Source organism: Streptomyces sp. NPDC008317, from assembly GCF_042955955.1.
Lineage (GTDB): Bacteria > Actinomycetota > Actinomycetes > Streptomycetales > Streptomycetaceae > Actinacidiphila.
In genome coordinates, this window is sequence record NZ_JBIBFQ010000012.1 from 86,107 (window position 1) to 102,879 (window position 16,773).

Genomic DNA, 16,773 nt, shown 5'->3' on the forward strand with positions numbered 1-16,773 from the left:
CCGGGGCGCGTACGGCCTCGCGGTCGTCCGCGCCCCGGCCGGTCGGGGGCGGTCCGTTCAGGTGCGCCCGTCAGGTGCGGACCGCTTCAGGTGCGGTCCGTTCAGGTGCGGTCCGCGCCGTACATCCGGGCGATGACGTCCTCGATGGCCGGTTCGCGGACCGACAGGTCCACCAGCGGGTAGTCGGCGGCGACCGCGGCGACCAGCGGGGCGGCGCTGGCCTGCGCGGGGAAGGCCAGCCACTGGCGGGGGCCCTCGACCTTGACGCAGCGGGCGCCCTCGACCTGGACCGGGGGCAGCTCGCGGGCGAAGTCCGCCACCAGGGTCCGCTCGCTCTCCCCGACCGCGTGCAGTCCGCCGAGGTCCCCGTCGTACATCAGGCGGCCGTGGTCGATCACCATCACCCGGCGGCACAACTGCTCGATGTCGGTGAGGTCGTGCGTGGTGAGCAGCACCGTCGTGCCGCGTTCGGCGTTCACCGTGCGCAGGAAGTCGCGCACCTTGGACTTGCTGATCACATCGAGCCCGATCGTCGGCTCGTCCAGGTACAGCACCTCGGGATCGTGCAGCAGCGCCGCCGCGATGTCGCCGCGCATCCGCTGCCCCAGCGAGAGTTGGCGCACGGGCACGTCCAACAGCGGCCCCAGGTCGAGGAGTTCGACGCAGGCCGCGAGATTGCGGGTGTAACGGGCGTCGTCGATCCGGTACATGCGGCGGACCAGTTGGTACGAGTCGCGCAGCGGCAGGTCCCACCAGAGCGTGGTGCGCTGGCCGAAGACGACACCGATCCTGCGGGCCAGCCGGGTACGGTCGCGCGTCGGGTCCAGGCCGCAGATCCTGATCCGGCCGCCGCTGGGGTTGAGGATGCCGGTGAGCATCTTGATCGTCGTGGACTTCCCCGCGCCGTTGGGCCCGATGTAGCCGACGATCTCGCCGCGCGGCACGGTGAAGGAGATCCCGTCCACCGCCCGCACCTGGCTGCGCACCCTGCGCAGCGCGCCCGCTTTGCGGCGTACGTCGAAGACCTTCTCGACGCCGTCCAGCGCGATCACGGTGTCTGTGCCGGGTCCCGGCCCGCCCCCGGCACCTGTGACGCCTGCTCCGGTGGCTCCCGCTCCCGCGGCTCCCGTTCCTCCGGTTGCTCCTGTGCGTTGCTCGATCACGGCCGTCTCAACTCCCTGTGCTGCGGTACGTACGAAGGGCCGCGCGCCAGGCGAGCCCGGCCAGGCCGCAGCAGAGCGCGGCGACCAGCGGGGAGGCGAAGTCGACCCAGCCGGGCAGGCCGAGCGGGTCGGGTTCGCCGAGGATGCGCAGGGCGGGCAGCCAGTTGACGAAGGCGAGCGGCACCACGAAGGTGACGCCGCGCACGAGGTCGCGGGCGAAGATGCCCGGCGGGTACTGGAGCATCGTGTTGCCGCCGTAGGTCACCGAATTCTGCACCTCGGAGGCGTCGCCCGCCCAGAACTGGAAGGCGCCGCCCGCCACGTACACCGCGCAGAAGATGACCGCGCCCGACAGCACCGTCACGGGCAGCAGCAGGACGGTGACCGGCGACCAGTCGATGTCCGCGTGCGCGACCGCCCAGCCGAGCACGATCAGACCCTGGGTGATCCGGCCCAGCCTGCGCAGCGCGAACCGGTCGGCGGCGACCTGCGCGAGCACCGGCACCGGGCGCAGCAGCAGCGTGTCGAGCGTGCCGTCCCTGATCCGGCGGCCGAGCCGGTCCATGGAGCCCAGCACCAGATCGGCGACGCCGAAGGACGTGCTCGTGGTGCCGTACAGGAACGCCACCTCGGCGAGGGTGAAGCCGCCGAGCACGGTGATGTGCGAGAACATCAGCAGGATCGTCACGAAGTCCAGGCCGGTGGCGGCGAAGTTGCCGAACGCGGTGAGGACGAAGGACGTCCGGTACGCCATCGTGGACCGCACCCACATGCCGACGATCAGCCGGTAGGTCCGCCACGTCTCACGGACGGTGAACCACGCGCCGCCGGCGGTGTCGTACGGGTCGACGGCCCCGACCGATTCGACGGAGCCGAAGCCCCCGACGCCCCGGGAGCCGTCGAAGCCCCGGGAGCCCCCGAGGCTCCGGCCGTCCTCGGCGCGCCCGGCGCCGTCGCGGACCGTGGATTCCTCAGCCACCCTGCACCACCACCCTGCGGGCCGCGACGGCCTGCAACGCGCGGCCGGTCAGCAGCAGCGCCGCCGCCCAGCCCGCCTGGAAGGCCAGCGCGAGCAGCGCGTCCGTCCCCCGGTGCCGCTCCAGCAGCACATCGGCGGGCACCTGGAGCATCGCCGCCCACGGCATCGACCGCGCGAGCGTGCCGAGCCAGCCCGGGAAGACGGTCAGCGGCAGCAGCATCCCGGAGAAGAACAGCCCGGCCAGGAAGGCGACCTGGCTGACGCCCGCCCCGTCCAGCAGCCAGAAAGCGCTCAGCGCCACCAGGAACCGCACCGCGAAACTCACCACCACCCCCAGTGCCACCGACACCAGGAACAGCAGCCAGGTCGCCGGCCGCGTCGGCAGCGCCAGATCGAACGCCAGCGCCCCGCACACCATCGGGATCACGCCGCGCCCCATCAGCTGGAAAGAGGCCCGGCCCAGATCCGCCGCCAGCCACCACCCCTGGAGGTCGGCCGGGCGGTACAGGTCCACCGCGATGTCACCCGACCTGATCCGCTCCATTAGCTCGTCCTCGAAGCCGCCGCCCATCAACGCCATCGTCTGGAGCAGCGCCTGCCCGATCCAGACATACGTCAGCGCCTGCGCCTCGGTGTAACCGCCGAGGTGCGGGCGCTGACCCCACAGCGCCACATAGCTGTAGGCGACAATGAAACCGAAGACCGTATTGGTGAAGACACCCGCCGCGGTCGCCGTCCGGTAGGTGGCGTAACGCCGGAAACCGCGCACCACCACGGCCCCGTAGAAGCCGCCCATCACTCACTCACCCCCGAAAAAGACGCAAGTCGGCGAGCCTAGTACGCGGCGAACCCCACCCACCACCGGTTTTCTCCGCGGCGTTCCGCACCCCGGCGACCCACCCCAACGGGTGACACGCGTGCGCCGTCCGGCCTGTCACAGCCCTGTCACGGATGCGCGGCGTTGAACCCCGGCGGGCTAATGGTGCGACAGTGTTTGGCGGCGGCCTACGTAAGCGTACGTAACGATTGGTCCATCATGTTCCGCCGCGGACCAACCCCGGCAGCGGCGGAGGAGTCCCAACAGATATGAGCCACGAGCCGAAACCGACGACGGGCGAGCGGGCATGACCGGCGGGCAGGGCTGGGGACCGCGCCCGACGCTCACCGACCGCAGGGGACGGCCGCGCCGTACCGGCCTGCGCCGGCTGCTGCCGACCTGGCGCATGGTCACCGGCGGCGTACTCGCCGTCCTGATCGTCCTCATCGGCGGCTTCTTCCTCGGCTACGCGCTGGTCTCCATCCCCGACCCGAACGCCGCCGCCACCGCGCAGAGCAACGTGTACGTGTACGCCGACGGCACGACGGAGATCGCCCGCGACGGCGCGATCAACCGTGAGAACGTCACCCTCAGCGGCGTCGCCAAGACCGCGCAGCACGCCGTGCTCTCCGCGGAGGACCGGAATTTCTACCACGAGTCCGCCGTCAGCCCCAAGGCCATGCTCCGCGCCGCCTGGAACACCGCCACCGGCAAGGGCAGGCAATCCGGCTCCACCATCACCCAGCAGTACGTGAAGAACTACTACCTGAACCAGTCGCAGACCGCGGTCCGCAAGGTCAAGGAATTCTTCATCGCCATCAAGCTGGACCGCAACGAGACCAAGGACCAGATCCTCGAGGGCTATCTCAACACCAGCTACTACGGGCGCAACGCGTACGGCATCCAGGCCGCCTCCCAGGCGTACTTCGGCGTCAACGCCAGCGAATTGACGACCGCTCAAGGCGCCTATCTGGCAACGCTGTTGAACGCGCCCAGTGAATACGACCTGGTCGCCCACCCGGAGAACGCCCCGGCGGCGAAAGGCCGTTGGAACTACGTACTGGACGGCATGGTCAAGGAGGGCTGGCTCAGCCAGTCCGAGCGCAACGCGACGGTCTTCCCCGGCATCGACAAGCCCAAGCCCGTCGCCAGCAAGGCGGGCCAGCGCGGCTACATCATCGAAGCCGTCAACCGCTATCTCTCCGACAACCACATCGTCGACGCCGACACCCTGCGCCTGGGCGGCTACCGCATCGTCACCACGATCCAGAAGCCCAAGGAAGACGCCTTCGTCGCCGCCGCCCAGAGGAACATCTACGACCAACTCGGCCACAAGACCGTCGACAAGTACGTCCGCGCGGGCGGCGCGTCCATCGACCCGGCCACCGGCAACGTCGTCGCCCTCTACGGCGGCATCGACTACACCAAGCAGTACGTCAGCAGCGCCACCAACGCCACGTATCCGCCCGGCTCGACCTTCAAGCCGGTGATCTTCGCCTCCGCCGTCCAGCACGAGTCCTCGACGCAGGACAAGGAGCCGATCACTCCCAAGACGGTCTACGACGGCACCAACAAGCGCGAGGTGATCGGCCCGGACGGGCCCACCGGCTACAAGCCGGAGAACGAGGACCAGGGGTCCTACCCCGACATCACCGTCACCCGCGCCATGGACAAGTCCGTCAACGCCGTCTTCGCGCAGATGGCGCAGGACGTCGGCACCCGCAAGGTGATCGACACCGCGCACGACCTGGGCATGCCGGACGACGTCAAGATCCCCGAGACACCCGCGATGGCGCTCGGCGCCTTCGGGGCCAGCCCGCTGGACATGGCGCAGATGTACGCCACGCTCGCCAACCACGGCAAGGAGATCCCGTACTCGCTCGTCCTGAAGATCACCAAGGACGGCAACGACGTGAGCCTGCCCAAGCGCGACGCCGTCCAGTCCGTGCCCCGCCAGGCCGCCGACACCACGACGTCCATCCTGCGCAGCGTCGTCGACAGCCCCGGCGCGACCGCGACCGTCGCCCAGGACTCCGGCTGGCCCTCGGCCGCCAAGACCGGTACGGCGGACGACGACATCGCCGCCTGGTTCGCCGGCTACACGCCCAAACTCGCCACCGTGGTCGCCGTGTTGGGCATGAACCCGGACAACGGCAAACAGGAGAAGCTGTACGGCGCGATGAATCTGCCGCGGATCAACGGCGGCGGGCCGCCCGGCTCGGTGTGGGCCGACTACACGGCGGCGGCGCTCAAGGGCGTGCCCAAGCAGAACTTCTCGCTGGACGTGCAGAGCGGCCTGCCCACGCAGCCGCCGGCGACCACCGCGAGCCCGACCGACACGCCGACGTCGACGCCGCCCACGTCCGAGCCGCCGACCACCCCTCCCCCGACGACCACCGTGCCGCCCACCACGCAGCCGCCGACCACGGAACCGCCCACGACGCAGCCCCCGACCACCGAGCCGACCCCGTCCGACACGTTCAACCCGATCGGCGGGGTGACGGGCGGGACGAGTCCGGGCGGCGGGAGCAGTGGCGGCGGGGGCGGTGACGGGAGCGGTACGGCGGGGCCGGACGGGAACAGTTCACCGGGCGGGTGAGGAGGCCGGGCGCGGGGGCCCGGCATGTGCGGGGCCGGGCCGCGGGCAGGGGCCTCAGCGGCCCGGCTCCGGGGAACCACCGGCCTCAGGGAGTCCGGTCATCCACCGGTCTCAGGGAGTCCGTCATGCACCGGCCTCAGAGCGTCCGTCATCCACCGGCCTCAGAGATACAGCCCGGTGGAATCCTCCGAGCCCTGGAGCCGCTCGGCGGCGACCGCGTGCAGATCGCGCTCCCGCATCAGGACGTACGCGACACCGCGCACCTCGACCTCGGCCCGGTCCTCCGGGTCGTACAGCACCCGGTCGCCGACCTCGACGGTCCGCACATTCTGCCCGACGGCCACGACCTCGGCCCACGCCAGGCGCTTGCCGACGGCCGCGGTCGCCGGAATCAGAATCCCGCCGCCACTGCGGCGTTCGCCCTCACCGCTGTCCTGGCGCACCAGAACGCGGTCGTGCAGCATGCGGATGGGCAGCTTGTCGTGCTGCTCGCTCTTCGAACTCTTCGAACTCACGGCCACGACGTTACCGGCGGCGCCGCCACACCGTGAGACCGGCCACCGCGGCGACCAGCGCCACCCCGGCGACCGCCGCCGGAATGACCCGCTCGGGGCGGGGCGCGCCCTTCTCGTCGACGAAGTGCGCACGCGTCCTGCCGACCGCGCGGTTCGCCGCCACGAACGCCTGCCCGACACTGCGGTCCACCGCGGAAACGGCCTTGGCCTTGGTGTCCCGGACAATCGTCACCGGGTGCACCCGTACCGCGATCTCGTCCAGCGTCGACGCCAGATCCTGCCGCCTGCGGGTGATCTCCGCCTCGATCTGGGCGGCCGTCCTGACTTCCGACCCTTCCGACACCGCGGTTCCTCCATCGCCTGATTCGGTAGCGTTCGGACAGTCTGTCAGTACGACGCGGCCCGCGCCCCGTCGGCACCCCCGAATGCGCCCCATTGCCCAAGGAGTTTCCCTCATGTCCGAGCGCCTGGCCCCCGGCGACACCGCCCCCGACTTCACCCTTCCGGACGCCGACGGCAAGCCCGTCTCCCTCGCCGACCACCGCGGCCGCAAGGTCATCGTCTACTTCTACCCGGCCGCCCTCACCCCCGGCTGCACCAAGCAGGCGTGCGACTTCACCGACAATCTCGACGTCCTCGCCTCCGCCGGGTACGACGTCATCGGCGTCTCCCCCGACAAGCCGGAAAAGCTCGCCAAATTCCGCGAGAAGGAATCCCTCAAGGTCACCCTGGTGGCGGACCCCGACAAGGCCGTGCTCACCTCCTACGGCGCCTTCGGCGAGAAGAAGCTCTACGGCAAGACCGTCACCGGCGTCATCCGCTCCACCGTCGTCGTCGACGAATCCGGCAAAGTCGCCCACGCCTTCTACAACGTCAAGGCCACCGGCCACGTCGCCAAGCTCCTCAAGGACCTCGCCGTCTGACGTGACCACGTATCCACGGACGCGGGGGCGCGTGTGACCACGTACCGCAGACCACACCGGGTCGATATCATGGTGAGGCTGCACGCGGCCGTGTCGTAACAGGCAGCCGAGCTGGGTTTAGATCCCAGTGGGAGAAATCCCGTGTGGGTTCGAATCCCACCGGCCGCACCATGTATGGCCTGCGATTCGAAGGTCGAATCGCAGGCCATTGTCATGCGCGGGGTCAGGCCAGGAGTTCCGCGACCAGGGGGGTCAGGGCGCGGAAGGCTTGGCCGCGGTGGCTGATGGCGTTCTTCTCCGCGGGGGTGAGTTCGGCGCAGGTGAGGGTGGAGCCGTCGGGCTGGAGGATGGGGTCGTAGCCGAAGCCGTTGGTGCCGGCGGGGGCGGTGCGCAGGGTGCCGCGGAGGCGGCCTTCGACGACGCGGGTGGTGCCGTCGGGGAGGGCGAGGGCGGCGGCGCAGGTGAAGTGGGCGGCGCGGTGGGGGGTGTCGATGTCGCCGAGCTGGGCGAGGAGCAGGTCGAGGTTGGCCGCGTCGTCGCCGTGCTTGCCCGCCCAGCGGGCGGAGAAGATGCCGGGGGCGCCGCCGAGTACGTCGACGCAGAGCCCTGAGTCGTCGGCGACGGCTGGCAGCCCGGTACCGGCCGCCAGCGCCCTCGCCTTGAGCAGGGCGTTCTCGGCGAAGGTGATGCCGGTTTCCCTGACGTCGGGGATCTCGGGGTAGGCGTCGGCTCCGACGAGGTCCACGTCCAGGCCGCTGTCGGCGAGGATCGCGTGGAGTTCGGTGACCTTGTGTGCGTTGCGGGTGGCGAGTACGAGGCGGCGGGTCATGGGGGGAATTATCTCCGGCCGGATGCCGTGGCCGTTGAGGCGGTCGTGTGACGACGGTTCACGCGCCCCCTCCCCCGTGGCCGCGCCTCCCGGCGGGTGCGGCGCGCGTAGCTGTCAACACGCGGCAGCCGCCGGGAGGGTGGCGTCGAGCGGGGTTCAGGCGGTGGCCGCCAGGGCGGCTTGCTGGGCGGCGGTGAGGTCGGCGCAGCCGTTGACGGCGAGGGCGAGGAGGGCGTCGAGTTCGGCGCGGTCGAAGGGCTGGCCTTCGGCGGTGCCCTGGACCTCGACGAAGCGGCCGTCGCCGGTGCAGACGACGTTCATGTCGGTTTCGGCCTTGACGTCTTCTTCGTAGGCGAGGTCGAGGAGGGGGACGCCGTCGACGATGCCGACGCTGACGGCGGCGACGGTGCCGGTGAGGGGCTGGGCCTTGGCGCGGATGAGGCGGTTGGTCTGCATCCAGGTGACGGCGTCGGCGAGGGCGACGTAGGCGCCGGTGATGGCGGCGGTGCGGGTGCCGCCGTCGGCCTGGAGGACGTCGCAGTCGAGGACGACGGTGTTCTCGCCGAGGGCTTTGTAGTCGATGACGGCGCGCAGGGAGCGGCCGATCAGGCGGGAGATCTCGTGGGTGCGGCCGCCGATCTTGCCGCGGACGGATTCGCGGTCGCCGCGGGTGTTGGTGGCGCGCGGGAGCATGGAGTATTCGGCGGTGACCCAGCCTTCGCCGCTGCCTTTGCGCCAGCGGGGTACGCCTTGGGTGGCGCTGGCGGTGCAGAGCACGCGGGTGTCGCCGAAGGAGACGAGGACGGAGCCCTCGGCGTGCTTGCTCCACGCGCGCTCGATGGTGACGGGGCGGAGCTGGTCAGGGGTGCGGCCGTCGAATCGTGACATGCGCGTGAGCCTATCCGGGTGAGGCCGCCGCGCAGGACCGGGTGGGTCCGGGACCGCGGGGTCCGTCGGGGGCGCGGCCCGCGGCCGTCGGCGGGAACGGGGAGGACCGCGCCACGGGAGTGACGCGGTCCTCGGACGTTCAGCGCGGGCGCCGCGTCACATCATGTCTTCGATGTCCGCCGCGATCGGGTCCGCGTCGGTGCCGATGACGACCTGGATGGCGGTGCCCATTTTGACGACGCCGTGGGCGCCCGCGGCCTTGAGGGCGGCCTCGTCGACGAGGGAGGGGTCCCGTACCTCGGTGCGCAGCCGGGTGATGCAGCCCTCGACCTCTTCGATGTTGTCGAGTCCGCCGAGACCGGCGACGATCTTCTCAGCCTTGCTGGCCATCTCTTGTCTCCTGTTTCCCTGACCCACCGTGAGTCCGATATGTCACGGTAACGCACGGTTGGCCCAACTTCACGGGCGGTTGACCCCCGGGTGGACCACCATGGCGCTCAGCGGCGCCCCCCTGCCGGACGGGCGCCGCCTGCGTACAAGTGGTCTAAACCAATGTACGGCCACTGTACGCGAACGCCCGCAGGCAGCAGTCAGGGAGGACACCGAATGAGTTCGGCCACCGCGTCCGCGGCGCCCCGCAAACCCTGGTTGAGCGTGCTGTTCCAAGGGCTCCAGAAGATGGGCCGCAGCCTCCAGCTGCCGATCGCCGTCCTGCCCGCCGCGGGCATCTTGAACCGACTGGGCCAGCCGGACGTCTTCGGCGCCGACGGCCTGGGCTGGGACCGGGTGGCCAAGGTCTTCGTCGGCGCGGGCGGCGCGCTGCTGGACGGCTCGATCGGTCTGCCGCTGCTGTTCTGCGTGGGTGTGGCCATCGGCATGGCCAAGAAGTCCGACGGCTCGACCGCGCTCGCCGCGGTGGCCGGTTTCCTGGTCTACAACGGCGTGCTGCACCAGTTCCCCAAGGACTGCGGGCCCGGCACCGTACTGTCGGCGGGCGCGTGCATCGCCAAGGACGGTACGGCGGCGGCGGCCACGTACCAGAACCCCGGTGTCTTCGGCGGCATCGTGCTCGGGCTGCTGACCGCGTACTTCTGGCAGCGCTTCCACCGCACCAAGCTCGTCGACTGGCTCGGCTTCTTCAACGGCCGCCGCCTGGTGCCGATCATGATGGCCGGAGTCGCGATCGTCTTCGCGGTGATCTGCACCTGGGTCTGGCCGCCGATCGGCGACGCGCTGACCAGCTTCAGCAAGTGGCTGGTGGACCTCGGCGCGATCGGCTCGGGCATCTTCGGTGTCGCCAACCGCGCGCTGCTCACGGTGGGTCTGCACCAGTTCCTGAACACCTTCGTGTGGTTCCAGTTCGGCGACTTCACCAAGCCGGACGGCACGGTCGTGCACGGCGACATCCCGCGCTTCCTGGCGGGCGACCCGACGGCCGGGCAGTTCCAGACCGGCTTCTTCCCGATCATGATGTTCGCGCTGCCCGCCGCCGCGCTGGCCATCGCGCACACCGCCAAGCCGCACCGCCGCAAGGAGATCAGCGGCATGATGCTCTCGGTCGGCCTGACGTCGTTCGTCACCGGGATCACCGAGCCGATTGAGTACTCCTTCCTGTTCATCGCACCGCTGCTGTACGCCTTCCACGCGGTGCTGACCGGCGTCTCGATGGCGGTCTGCTGGGGGCTGGGCGCCAAGGACGGCTTCAGCTTCTCGGCCGGTCTGATCGACTACTGCCTGAACTGGAACCTGGCCACCAAACCCTGGCTGCTGCTGATCGTCGGCGCGTGTTTCGCCGTGGTCTACTACGCGCTCTTCCGCTTCGTGATCGTGAAGTTCAACCTGGCCACGCCGGGCCGGGAGCCGGACGAGATCGAGGCCGAGCTGGAGCAGGGCAACGTAAAGTAACGATTCGGCGTCGTAAAAGCCCCCAAGTCCCCGGACTTGGGGGCTTTTGTCATGTCACCCAGCGTGTGACTCATGGCACACGCAACGATCCGGAATCATGGATTCCTTTACGCCTCCCTCACGTGTTAAAACTGGTCTACACCACTGAGTGGTATAGACCACGGCGGCGGGCCGTCCCCTTCCATGCGCCCGCCTCACCAGGAGGAATCTGATGAGTACGGCCACCGGCACGGCGGCTCCCGCGAAGAAGCGGGGCTCCGGCCTGTTCCAGGGTCTGCAGAAGGTGGGACGGAGCCTCCAACTCCCGATCGCCGTCCTGCCGGCCGCGGGCATCCTGCTCCGGCTCGGCCAGCCCGACGTCTTCGGCGCCGACGGTCTGGGCTGGGGCAAGGTCGCGACCGTCTTCGCCGAGGCCGGCGGCGCGGTCTTCGACAACCTGCCGCTGCTGTTCTGCATAGGCGTCGCCATCGGCTTCGCGAAGAAGTCCGACGGCTCCACCGCGCTGGCCGCCCTGGTCGGCTTCCTGGTCTACAGCCGGGTCCTCCAGGCGTTCCCGGTCACCGACGCGGTCGTCAACACCACCGCCAACAAGGGCGTCGACGTCGCGGCCACGTACAACAACCCCGGTGTCCTCGGCGGCATCCTGATGGGTCTGCTGGCCGCCGTGCTGTGGCAGCGCTTCCACCGCACCAAGCTGGTCGACTGGCTCGGCTTCTTCAACGGCCGCCGCCTCGTCCCGATCATCATGGCCTTCGTCGGCACCGGCATGGGTGTCTTCTTCGGCCTGGTCTGGAAGCCGATCGGCGAGGGCATCAGCAACTTCGGCGAGTGGATGACCGGCCTCGGCGCGGTCGGCGCCGGCCTGTTCGGCCTGATCAACCGCGGTCTGATCCCGGTCGGCATGCACCAGTTCGTGAACTCCGTCGCCTGGTTCCAGATCGGCGACTTCAAGGACGCCTCCGGCACGATCGTGCACGGCGACCTGACCCGGTTCTTCGCCCACGACCCGACCGCGGGCCAGTTCATGGCGGGCTTCTTCCCGATCATGATGTTCGGCCTGCCCGCCGCCGCGCTGGCCATGGCGCACACCGCGCGCCCCGAGCGCCGCAAGGCCGTCATGGGCATGATGCTCTCGCTCGCCCTGACCTCGTTCGTGACCGGTGTCACCGAGCCGATCGAGTTCTCGTTCATGTTCATCGCGCCGCTGCTGTACGCGATCCACGCCGTGCTGACCGCCGCGTCGATGGCCATCACCTGGGCGCTGGGCGTGCACGCGGGCTTCACCTTCTCCGCGGGCTTCATCGACTACGCGCTGAACTGGAACCTCGCCACCAAGCCGTATCTGATCATCCCGATCGGCCTGGTCTTCGGAGCGATCTACTACTTCGTCTTCCGGTTCGCGATCGTCAAGTTCAACATCCCCACCCCGGGCCGCGAGCCCGAGGAGGAGATCGAGGACATCACCAAGTGACGTACGGGCGCTGACAGTTCAGCCACCCGCGGCGGGTCCGGGACCGGATACGGTTACGGGCCCGCCGTCCGCGTTCCGGTCAGAGTTGGTAGACCGCGCCGGAGACGGCGAGTTCGACCGGACCTTCGAAGGCGGACTTGGCGTCACGCAGGTTGACCGAGGGGTTGGTCCACGGCGGGATGTGGGTGAGGACCAGGCGTCCGGCGCGGGCGCGCGCGGCGGCCTCCCCGGCCTCGCGGCCGTTGAGGTGCAGCTCGGGGATGTCCTCCTTGCCGTGCGTGAAGGACGCCTCGCACAAGAAGAGGTCGGCGCCGTCCGCCAGCCCGTCCAGGGCGGCGCAGGGGCCGGTGTCGCCGGAGTACGCCAGCGTGCTGCCCTCGTACTCGATACGGAACCCGTACGCCTCGACCGGGTGGCTGACCAGGTCCGTGGTGATGCCGAACGGGCCCAGGCGGAAGGCGCCGGGCTCCAGGGTGCGGAAGTCGAAGACCTCGCTCATGCACTTCTCGTCCGGCACGTCGCCGTAGGCGATGCTCAGACGGCGCTCGGTGCCCTCGGGGCCGTAGACCGGGATCGGGGCGGCGGGGCCGCCGTCGTGCCGATAGTAGCGGGCCACGAAGTAGCCGCACATGTCGATGCAGTGGTCGGCGTGCAGATGGCTGAGCAGTACGGCGTCCAGGTCGTACAGGCCGCAGTGACGCTGCAGTTCGCCGAGGGCGCCGTTGCCCATGTCGATCAGCAGCCGGAAGCCGTCGGCCTCGACGAGGTAGCTCGAACAAGCCGATTCCGCGGACGGGAACGACCCCGAGCAGCCGACGACGGTGAGCTTCATTCCTGGAAACACCTCCGTGGGCGCGCCACAGATCACCCCATTCCGGCTGGAGTGGGGGGATTGGCGGGACGGTCCGCCATGTCTTGAGAGGGTAAGGCGCGGGGGGTCCTCACGCGCCTCTCCCGCACCTCGTTGTGGGCGGAATCACCAGTACGGGGGGCCGCGGGGCCGGTTGCCGAACACCAACGCGGGCCCCCGCGCACCGGGGGGTGTCCTGGAACGCCGGACGGGCCGGCCGACGAGCGGTCAGGCCCAGAGCTGGCCGTGCAGGGCCGCGACGGCGGCCTCGGTGGACTCGGCGGTGTAGATGCCGGTCGAGAGGTACTTCCAGCCGCCGTCGGCGACGATGAAGACGATGTCGGCGCGCTGGGCGGCGCGGTGCGCCTTGGCGGCCACGCCGAGGGCGGCGTGCAGGGCCGCGCCGGTGGAGACCCCGGCGAAGATGCCTTCCTGCGACAGGAGTTCGCGGGTGCGGCGGACCGCGTCCTCGGAGCCGACGGAGAAGCGGGTGGTGAGCACGGACTCGTCGTACAGCTCGGGCACGAAGCCCTCGTCGAGGTTGCGCAGGCCGTAGACGACGTCGTCGTAGCGCGGCTCGGCGGCGACGACGGAGACTCCCGGCACCTTCTCGCGCAGGAAGCGGCCGACGCCCATGAGGGTGCCGGTGGTGCCGAGACCGGCGACGAAGTGGGTGATGGTGGGGAGGTCGGCGAGGATCTCCGGGCCGGTGGTGGCGTAGTGCGCGGCCGGGTTGGCGGGGTTGCCGTACTGGTAGAGCATCACCCAGTCGGGGTGCTCGGCGGCCAGTTCCTTGGCGACCCGGACCGCGGTGTTGGAGCCGCCCGCGGCCGGTGAGGAGATGATCTCCGCGCCCCACATGGCCAGCAGCTCGCGCCGCTCGGAGGAGGTGTTCTCCGGCATGACGCAGACGATCCGGTAGCCCTTGAGGCGGGCGGCCATGGCCAGCGAGATGCCGGTGTTGCCTGAGGTGGGCTCCAAGATGGTGCAGCCGGGCGTGAGGCGGCCGTCCGCCTCGGCCTGCTCGATCATGTGCAGGGCCGGGCGGTCCTTGACCGAGCCGGTCGGATTGCGGTCCTCCAGCTTCGCCCAGACGCTCACCTCGTCGGACGGCGACAGGCGCGGCAGGCGGACCAGCGGGGTGTTGCCGACCGCCGCCAGCGAACTGTCGTAACGCATCAGCGCGCGCCGCCGGCCACTGCCGGGAGGATCGTCACGCTGTCGCCGTCGGCGACCTTGGTGGAGATGCCGTCGAGGAAGCGGACGTCCTCGTCGTTGAGGTAGACGTTCACGAAGCGGCGCAGCTCGCCGCCGTCCACGACGCGGTCGCGCAGGCCCGCGTGCCGGGTGTCGAGGTCCGCGAACAGCTCGTCCAGGGTGGTCCCGGCGCCTTCGACGGCCTTCTGGCCGTCGGTGTAGGTGCGGAGGATGGTCGGGATGCGGACCTCGATGGCCATGACTGCGCTCCAGTGAGTGCGTGCGTACGACGACAGGGGCGGGGCGGGGCTGCGGTGCTTCAGCGGTCGTGCGGGGTGCGTGCGGAAGCGGGCGCGGGTGGTCAGGCGCCCTGACACGCCGCACTGGTGCGGCGGCACAGGTCGACGTGCAGCCGCGCCACGAGCAGCGTGCCCGGCGCCTTGTCACTCACGTCGAAGAGAACCATGGGGTCATCGTATCGATTCCCCCTGGCGGGCCGAGACGGCCGTCCCACGATCCGGACCGTCAGACGTAGGAGTCCACGACCTGTACGGGTTCTTCGGTGACGACACCGTCCACGATGCGGAACGAGCGGAACTGGAACTCCTCCGCGAGCGAGACCAGCACGTAGTGCGCGCCGGGTTCCTGGGCGAGCGAGATGTCGGTACGGGAGGGGTACGCCTCCGTCGCGGTGTGCGAGTGGTAGATCACCACCTGCTCCTCGCCGCGCTGCCGCATCTCCTTGTCGAGCCGGAGCTGCTCCATCGAGTCGAACTCGTAGAAGGTGGGTGAGCGGGCCGCGTTCAGCATGGGCACGAACCGCTCGGGGCGGTCGCTGTCCTCGGGGCCCGCGACGACCCCGCACGCCTCGTCGGGGGCGTCGGCCTCGGCGTGCGCGACGATCCGGTCGTACAGGTCCTGGGTGATGGTGAGCATGCGGGAAAAATAACAGGGGCCGCGCGGTCACGGCCCGGTGGTCGGGGCCCGGCGCTCACGGGCCGGTGGCCGGGGCCCGGCGCCTACGGCCCGGTGGTCGCGGTCGCGGCGGCGGGGGTGGGGGCGGGCGCCAGGTGGGCCCTGCGGGCGAAGGCGGCCGGATTGCGCCGCTTGAGCAGCGCGTAGCCGCCGGCCAGGAGCGCGAGCCACAGCGGGACGCCGTACAGCGAGATCCGGGCGTCGGCGTCGGCGCCGATCAGCACCAGCACCAGGACGAGGAAGGCGAGCGCGAGCCAGCTGGCGACGGCGCCGCCGGGCGCGGTGAACCAGGCCGCCGCCGCGCGCCCGTCCTTGACCGCGGCGCGGTAGCGGATGTGCGAGGCGAGGATCACCCCCCAGGTCCAGACGGCGGCGACGGTCGCGAAGGCGGTGATGTACGTGAACGCGCCTGCGGGGTCGACGTAGTTGAGCCACACGCCGGTGCCCATCAGGGCGACGGAGACCAGGGTGCCGGTGGCCGGGGTGCGGCGGGCGGTGAGGCGGGTGAAGACCCGCGGGCCCTGGCCGTTGACGGCGAGGTCGCGGAGCATGCGCCCGGTGGAGTACATCCCGGAGTTGCAGGACGACAGGGCGGCGGTGAGCACCACGAAGTTGACGATGCCCGCGCCGAAGGGGATGCCGATCCGGGCGAAGGCGGCCACGAACGGGCTGACGCCGGGCCGGAATTCGGTCCAGGGGACGACGCAGAGGATGACGGCGAGCGCGCCGACGTAGAACAGGCCGATGCGCCAGGGAAGGGTGTTGATGGCCTTGGGCAGCGTCTCGCGGGGGTTCTCGGCCTCGCCCGCGGTGACGCCGACGAGTTCGACGGCCAGGTAGGCGAACATGACGATCTGGAGGGTGAGCAGCGAGGAGCCGACGCCGTTGGGGAAGACGCCGCCGTCGCGCCACAGGTGGCCGACCGAGGCGGTGTCACCGGCCGCGGACACCCCGAGGGTGAGGACGCCGACGCCGATGAGGATCATGCCCGCGATGGCGGTGACCTTCACCATCGACAGCCAGAACTCGACCTCGCCGAAGAGCCGTACGGAGATCAGGTTGGCCGCGAAGAGCAGGACGAGGAAGCCGAGGGCGGCGGTCCACTGCGGAATCCAGGGCCACCAGTACGCGAGGTAGGTGGCGGCGGCGGTGACCTCGGCCATGCCGGTGACCACCCACATCAGCCAGTACGTCCAGCCGGTGACGAAGCCCGCGAAGGGGCCGAGGAATTCGCGGGCGTAGTCGGCGAAGGAGCCGGACACCGGGCGGTAGGTGAGGAGTTCGCCGAGCGCGCGCATGATGACGAAGATGGCGACGCCCGCGACGGCGTACATCAGGACCAGGCCGGGGCCCGCCTGGTGGATGGCGCGGCCCGCGCCGAGGAACAGGCCGGTGCCGATCGCGCCGCCGATGGCGATCATCTGGATCTGGCGGCTGCCGAGGCCGCGCGCGTACCCCTCGTCCCCCGCCGGGGCCTCGCCCGCCCCGTCCCGCCCGTCCGTTCCACCCGTCACGCCCGACACGTCCGTCATGCCGGATTCGTACCACGCGCGGTACGGCGCCGCCCGTCGGCGGCCGACGGTCCGTCAGGTCGGGTGCGGGCCGGATGAGGGGCGGATACGGGCCGGGGGCGGGTGGGCGCGGCTCGGGCCCGGCTCGGGC

The 16,773-nt window shown here is 70.4% G+C and carries 18 protein-coding genes and 1 tRNA gene; 5 read left to right on the top strand and 14 right to left on the bottom strand.

Features of this window, described 5'->3' with window-relative positions:
• Positions 1–101: 101 nt before the first annotated feature.
• From ACFY9V_RS31740 to ACFY9V_RS31750, 3 genes are all read right to left on the bottom strand, one after another.
• Positions 102–1,052, bottom strand: coding sequence for an ATP-binding cassette domain-containing protein (locus ACFY9V_RS31740; RefSeq protein WP_391117272.1), 951 nt, complete (start codon positions 1,050–1,052; stop codon positions 102–104).
• Between the two features lie 118 nt (positions 1,053–1,170).
• The gene (locus ACFY9V_RS31745; protein ID WP_355343292.1) at positions 1,171–1,935 is read right to left on the bottom strand and encodes an ABC transporter permease; all 765 of its coding nucleotides are present in this window, start codon (positions 1,933–1,935) and stop codon (positions 1,171–1,173) included.
• 199 nt (positions 1,936–2,134) lie between these two features.
• On the bottom strand, positions 2,135–2,938 hold the full coding sequence (locus ACFY9V_RS31750; protein ID WP_391163950.1) for an ABC-2 family transporter protein: 804 nt from the start codon (positions 2,936–2,938) through the stop codon (positions 2,135–2,137).
• A gap of 328 nt (positions 2,939–3,266) precedes the next feature.
• Between ACFY9V_RS31750 and ACFY9V_RS31755 the strand changes: the two genes are divergently transcribed.
• Complete coding sequence (locus ACFY9V_RS31755; RefSeq protein WP_391163951.1) at positions 3,267–5,558, top strand: transglycosylase domain-containing protein; 2,292 nt, start codon at positions 3,267–3,269, stop codon at positions 5,556–5,558.
• 161 nt (positions 5,559–5,719) lie between these two features.
• Here ACFY9V_RS31755 and ACFY9V_RS31760 read toward each other — a convergent pair whose 3' ends face one another.
• Together ACFY9V_RS31760 and ACFY9V_RS31765 are read right to left on the bottom strand one after the other, a co-directional pair.
• Positions 5,720–6,022: a co-chaperone GroES gene (locus ACFY9V_RS31760; RefSeq protein ID WP_188282170.1), complete on the bottom strand. Its 303-nt coding sequence runs from the start codon at positions 6,020–6,022 to the stop codon at positions 5,720–5,722.
• A gap of 61 nt (positions 6,023–6,083) precedes the next feature.
• Positions 6,084–6,416 carry a DUF3618 domain-containing protein gene (locus tag ACFY9V_RS31765; RefSeq protein ID WP_355343113.1) on the bottom strand — a complete coding sequence of 111 codons (333 nt, stop codon included), beginning with the start codon at positions 6,414–6,416 and terminating at the stop codon, positions 6,084–6,086.
• Positions 6,417–6,528: 112 nt separating this feature from the next.
• Between ACFY9V_RS31765 and bcp the strand changes: the two genes are divergently transcribed.
• Both bcp and ACFY9V_RS31775 read left to right on the top strand, forming a co-directional pair.
• Entirely contained in the window at positions 6,529–6,996 is a 468-nt protein-coding gene (gene bcp, locus ACFY9V_RS31770; RefSeq protein WP_355343110.1) for a thioredoxin-dependent thiol peroxidase, read from the top strand.
• Between the two features lie 84 nt (positions 6,997–7,080).
• A tRNA-Leu gene (locus ACFY9V_RS31775) sits at positions 7,081–7,167 on the top strand.
• Between the two features lie 52 nt (positions 7,168–7,219).
• Here the strand turns inward: ACFY9V_RS31775 and rdgB are convergent.
• From rdgB to ACFY9V_RS31790, 3 genes are all read right to left on the bottom strand, one after another.
• Positions 7,220–7,825 (bottom strand): RdgB/HAM1 family non-canonical purine NTP pyrophosphatase, encoded by a 606-nt coding sequence (gene rdgB, locus ACFY9V_RS31780; RefSeq protein ID WP_391163952.1) that lies wholly within the window; start codon positions 7,823–7,825, stop codon positions 7,220–7,222.
• A gap of 156 nt (positions 7,826–7,981) precedes the next feature.
• Entirely contained in the window at positions 7,982–8,713 is a 732-nt protein-coding gene (gene rph / locus ACFY9V_RS31785) for a ribonuclease PH (RefSeq protein WP_355343104.1), read from the bottom strand.
• A 156-nt stretch (positions 8,714–8,869) separates the two neighbouring features.
• Entirely contained in the window at positions 8,870–9,103 is a 234-nt protein-coding gene (locus tag ACFY9V_RS31790) for a glucose PTS transporter subunit EIIB (protein ID WP_188282159.1), read from the bottom strand.
• Positions 9,104–9,319: 216 nt separating this feature from the next.
• Here ACFY9V_RS31790 and ACFY9V_RS31795 point away from each other — a divergent pair, with 216 nt between their 5' ends.
• Both ACFY9V_RS31795 and ACFY9V_RS31800 read left to right on the top strand, forming a co-directional pair.
• Positions 9,320–10,618 (top strand): PTS transporter subunit EIIC, encoded by a 1,299-nt coding sequence (locus tag ACFY9V_RS31795; RefSeq protein WP_355343101.1) that lies wholly within the window; start codon positions 9,320–9,322, stop codon positions 10,616–10,618.
• Between the two features lie 211 nt (positions 10,619–10,829).
• Entirely contained in the window at positions 10,830–12,089 is a 1,260-nt protein-coding gene (locus ACFY9V_RS31800) for a PTS transporter subunit EIIC (protein WP_355343098.1), read from the top strand.
• 79 nt (positions 12,090–12,168) lie between these two features.
• Here the strand turns inward: ACFY9V_RS31800 and ACFY9V_RS31805 are convergent, their stop codons facing one another.
• From ACFY9V_RS31805 to ACFY9V_RS31830, 6 genes are all read right to left on the bottom strand, one after another.
• Entirely contained in the window at positions 12,169–12,921 is a 753-nt protein-coding gene (locus ACFY9V_RS31805; protein ID WP_391163953.1) for an MBL fold metallo-hydrolase, read from the bottom strand.
• A gap of 246 nt (positions 12,922–13,167) precedes the next feature.
• Positions 13,168–14,118, bottom strand: a complete 951-nt coding sequence (locus ACFY9V_RS31810; protein ID WP_355343092.1) for a cysteine synthase — start codon at positions 14,116–14,118, stop codon at positions 13,168–13,170.
• Positions 14,118–14,396, bottom strand: coding sequence for a MoaD/ThiS family protein (locus ACFY9V_RS31815; RefSeq protein WP_188282154.1), 279 nt, complete (start codon positions 14,394–14,396; stop codon positions 14,118–14,120). The genes ACFY9V_RS31810 and ACFY9V_RS31815 overlap by 1 nt, the downstream gene beginning before the upstream one ends.
• Positions 14,397–14,497: 101 nt before the next feature.
• The gene (locus tag ACFY9V_RS31820) at positions 14,498–14,602 is read right to left on the bottom strand and encodes a putative leader peptide (RefSeq protein ID WP_317452711.1); all 105 of its coding nucleotides are present in this window, start codon (positions 14,600–14,602) and stop codon (positions 14,498–14,500) included.
• A gap of 59 nt (positions 14,603–14,661) precedes the next feature.
• Positions 14,662–15,072: a M67 family metallopeptidase gene (locus ACFY9V_RS31825; RefSeq protein ID WP_355343087.1), complete on the bottom strand. Its 411-nt coding sequence runs from the start codon at positions 15,070–15,072 to the stop codon at positions 14,662–14,664.
• A gap of 83 nt (positions 15,073–15,155) precedes the next feature.
• Complete coding sequence (locus tag ACFY9V_RS31830) at positions 15,156–16,643, bottom strand: amino acid permease (RefSeq protein WP_391163954.1); 1,488 nt, start codon at positions 16,641–16,643, stop codon at positions 15,156–15,158.
• Between the last annotated feature and the right edge of the window lie 130 nt (positions 16,644–16,773).

What these genes read in the sequence shown, in the direction of transcription:
- rph (WP_355343104.1), bottom strand. Translation starts at nt 8,713, where the DNA reads ATGTCACGATTCGACGGCCGCACCCCTGACCAGCTCCGCCCCGTCACC.
- ACFY9V_RS31805 (WP_391163953.1), bottom strand. Translation starts at nt 12,921, where the DNA reads ATGAAGCTCACCGTCGTCGGCTGCTCGGGGTCGTTCCCGTCCGCGGAA.
- ACFY9V_RS31750 (WP_391163950.1), bottom strand. Translation starts at nt 2,938, where the DNA reads ATGGGCGGCTTCTACGGGGCCGTGGTGGTGCGCGGTTTCCGGCGTTAC.
- ACFY9V_RS31800 (WP_355343098.1), top strand. Translation starts at nt 10,830, where the DNA reads ATGAGTACGGCCACCGGCACGGCGGCTCCCGCGAAGAAGCGGGGCTCC.
- ACFY9V_RS31760 (WP_188282170.1), bottom strand. Translation starts at nt 6,022, where the DNA reads ATGCTGCACGACCGCGTTCTGGTGCGCCAGGACAGCGGTGAGGGCGAA.
- rdgB (WP_391163952.1), bottom strand. Translation starts at nt 7,825, where the DNA reads ATGACCCGCCGCCTCGTACTCGCCACCCGCAACGCACACAAGGTCACC.
- bcp (WP_355343110.1), top strand. Translation starts at nt 6,529, where the DNA reads ATGTCCGAGCGCCTGGCCCCCGGCGACACCGCCCCCGACTTCACCCTT.
- ACFY9V_RS31745 (WP_355343292.1), bottom strand. Translation starts at nt 1,935, where the DNA reads ATGTGGGTGCGGTCCACGATGGCGTACCGGACGTCCTTCGTCCTCACC.
- ACFY9V_RS31790 (WP_188282159.1), bottom strand. Translation starts at nt 9,103, where the DNA reads ATGGCCAGCAAGGCTGAGAAGATCGTCGCCGGTCTCGGCGGACTCGAC.
- ACFY9V_RS31755 (WP_391163951.1), top strand. Translation starts at nt 3,267, where the DNA reads ATGACCGGCGGGCAGGGCTGGGGACCGCGCCCGACGCTCACCGACCGC.
- ACFY9V_RS31795 (WP_355343101.1), top strand. Translation starts at nt 9,320, where the DNA reads ATGAGTTCGGCCACCGCGTCCGCGGCGCCCCGCAAACCCTGGTTGAGC.
- ACFY9V_RS31825 (WP_355343087.1), bottom strand. Translation starts at nt 15,072, where the DNA reads ATGCTCACCATCACCCAGGACCTGTACGACCGGATCGTCGCGCACGCC.
- ACFY9V_RS31810 (WP_355343092.1), bottom strand. Translation starts at nt 14,118, where the DNA reads ATGCGTTACGACAGTTCGCTGGCGGCGGTCGGCAACACCCCGCTGGTC.
- ACFY9V_RS31820 (WP_317452711.1), bottom strand. Translation starts at nt 14,602, where the DNA reads ATGGTTCTCTTCGACGTGAGTGACAAGGCGCCGGGCACGCTGCTCGTG.
- ACFY9V_RS31830 (WP_391163954.1), bottom strand. Translation starts at nt 16,643, where the DNA reads ATGACGGACGTGTCGGGCGTGACGGGTGGAACGGACGGGCGGGACGGG.
- ACFY9V_RS31815 (WP_188282154.1), bottom strand. Translation starts at nt 14,396, where the DNA reads ATGGCCATCGAGGTCCGCATCCCGACCATCCTCCGCACCTACACCGAC.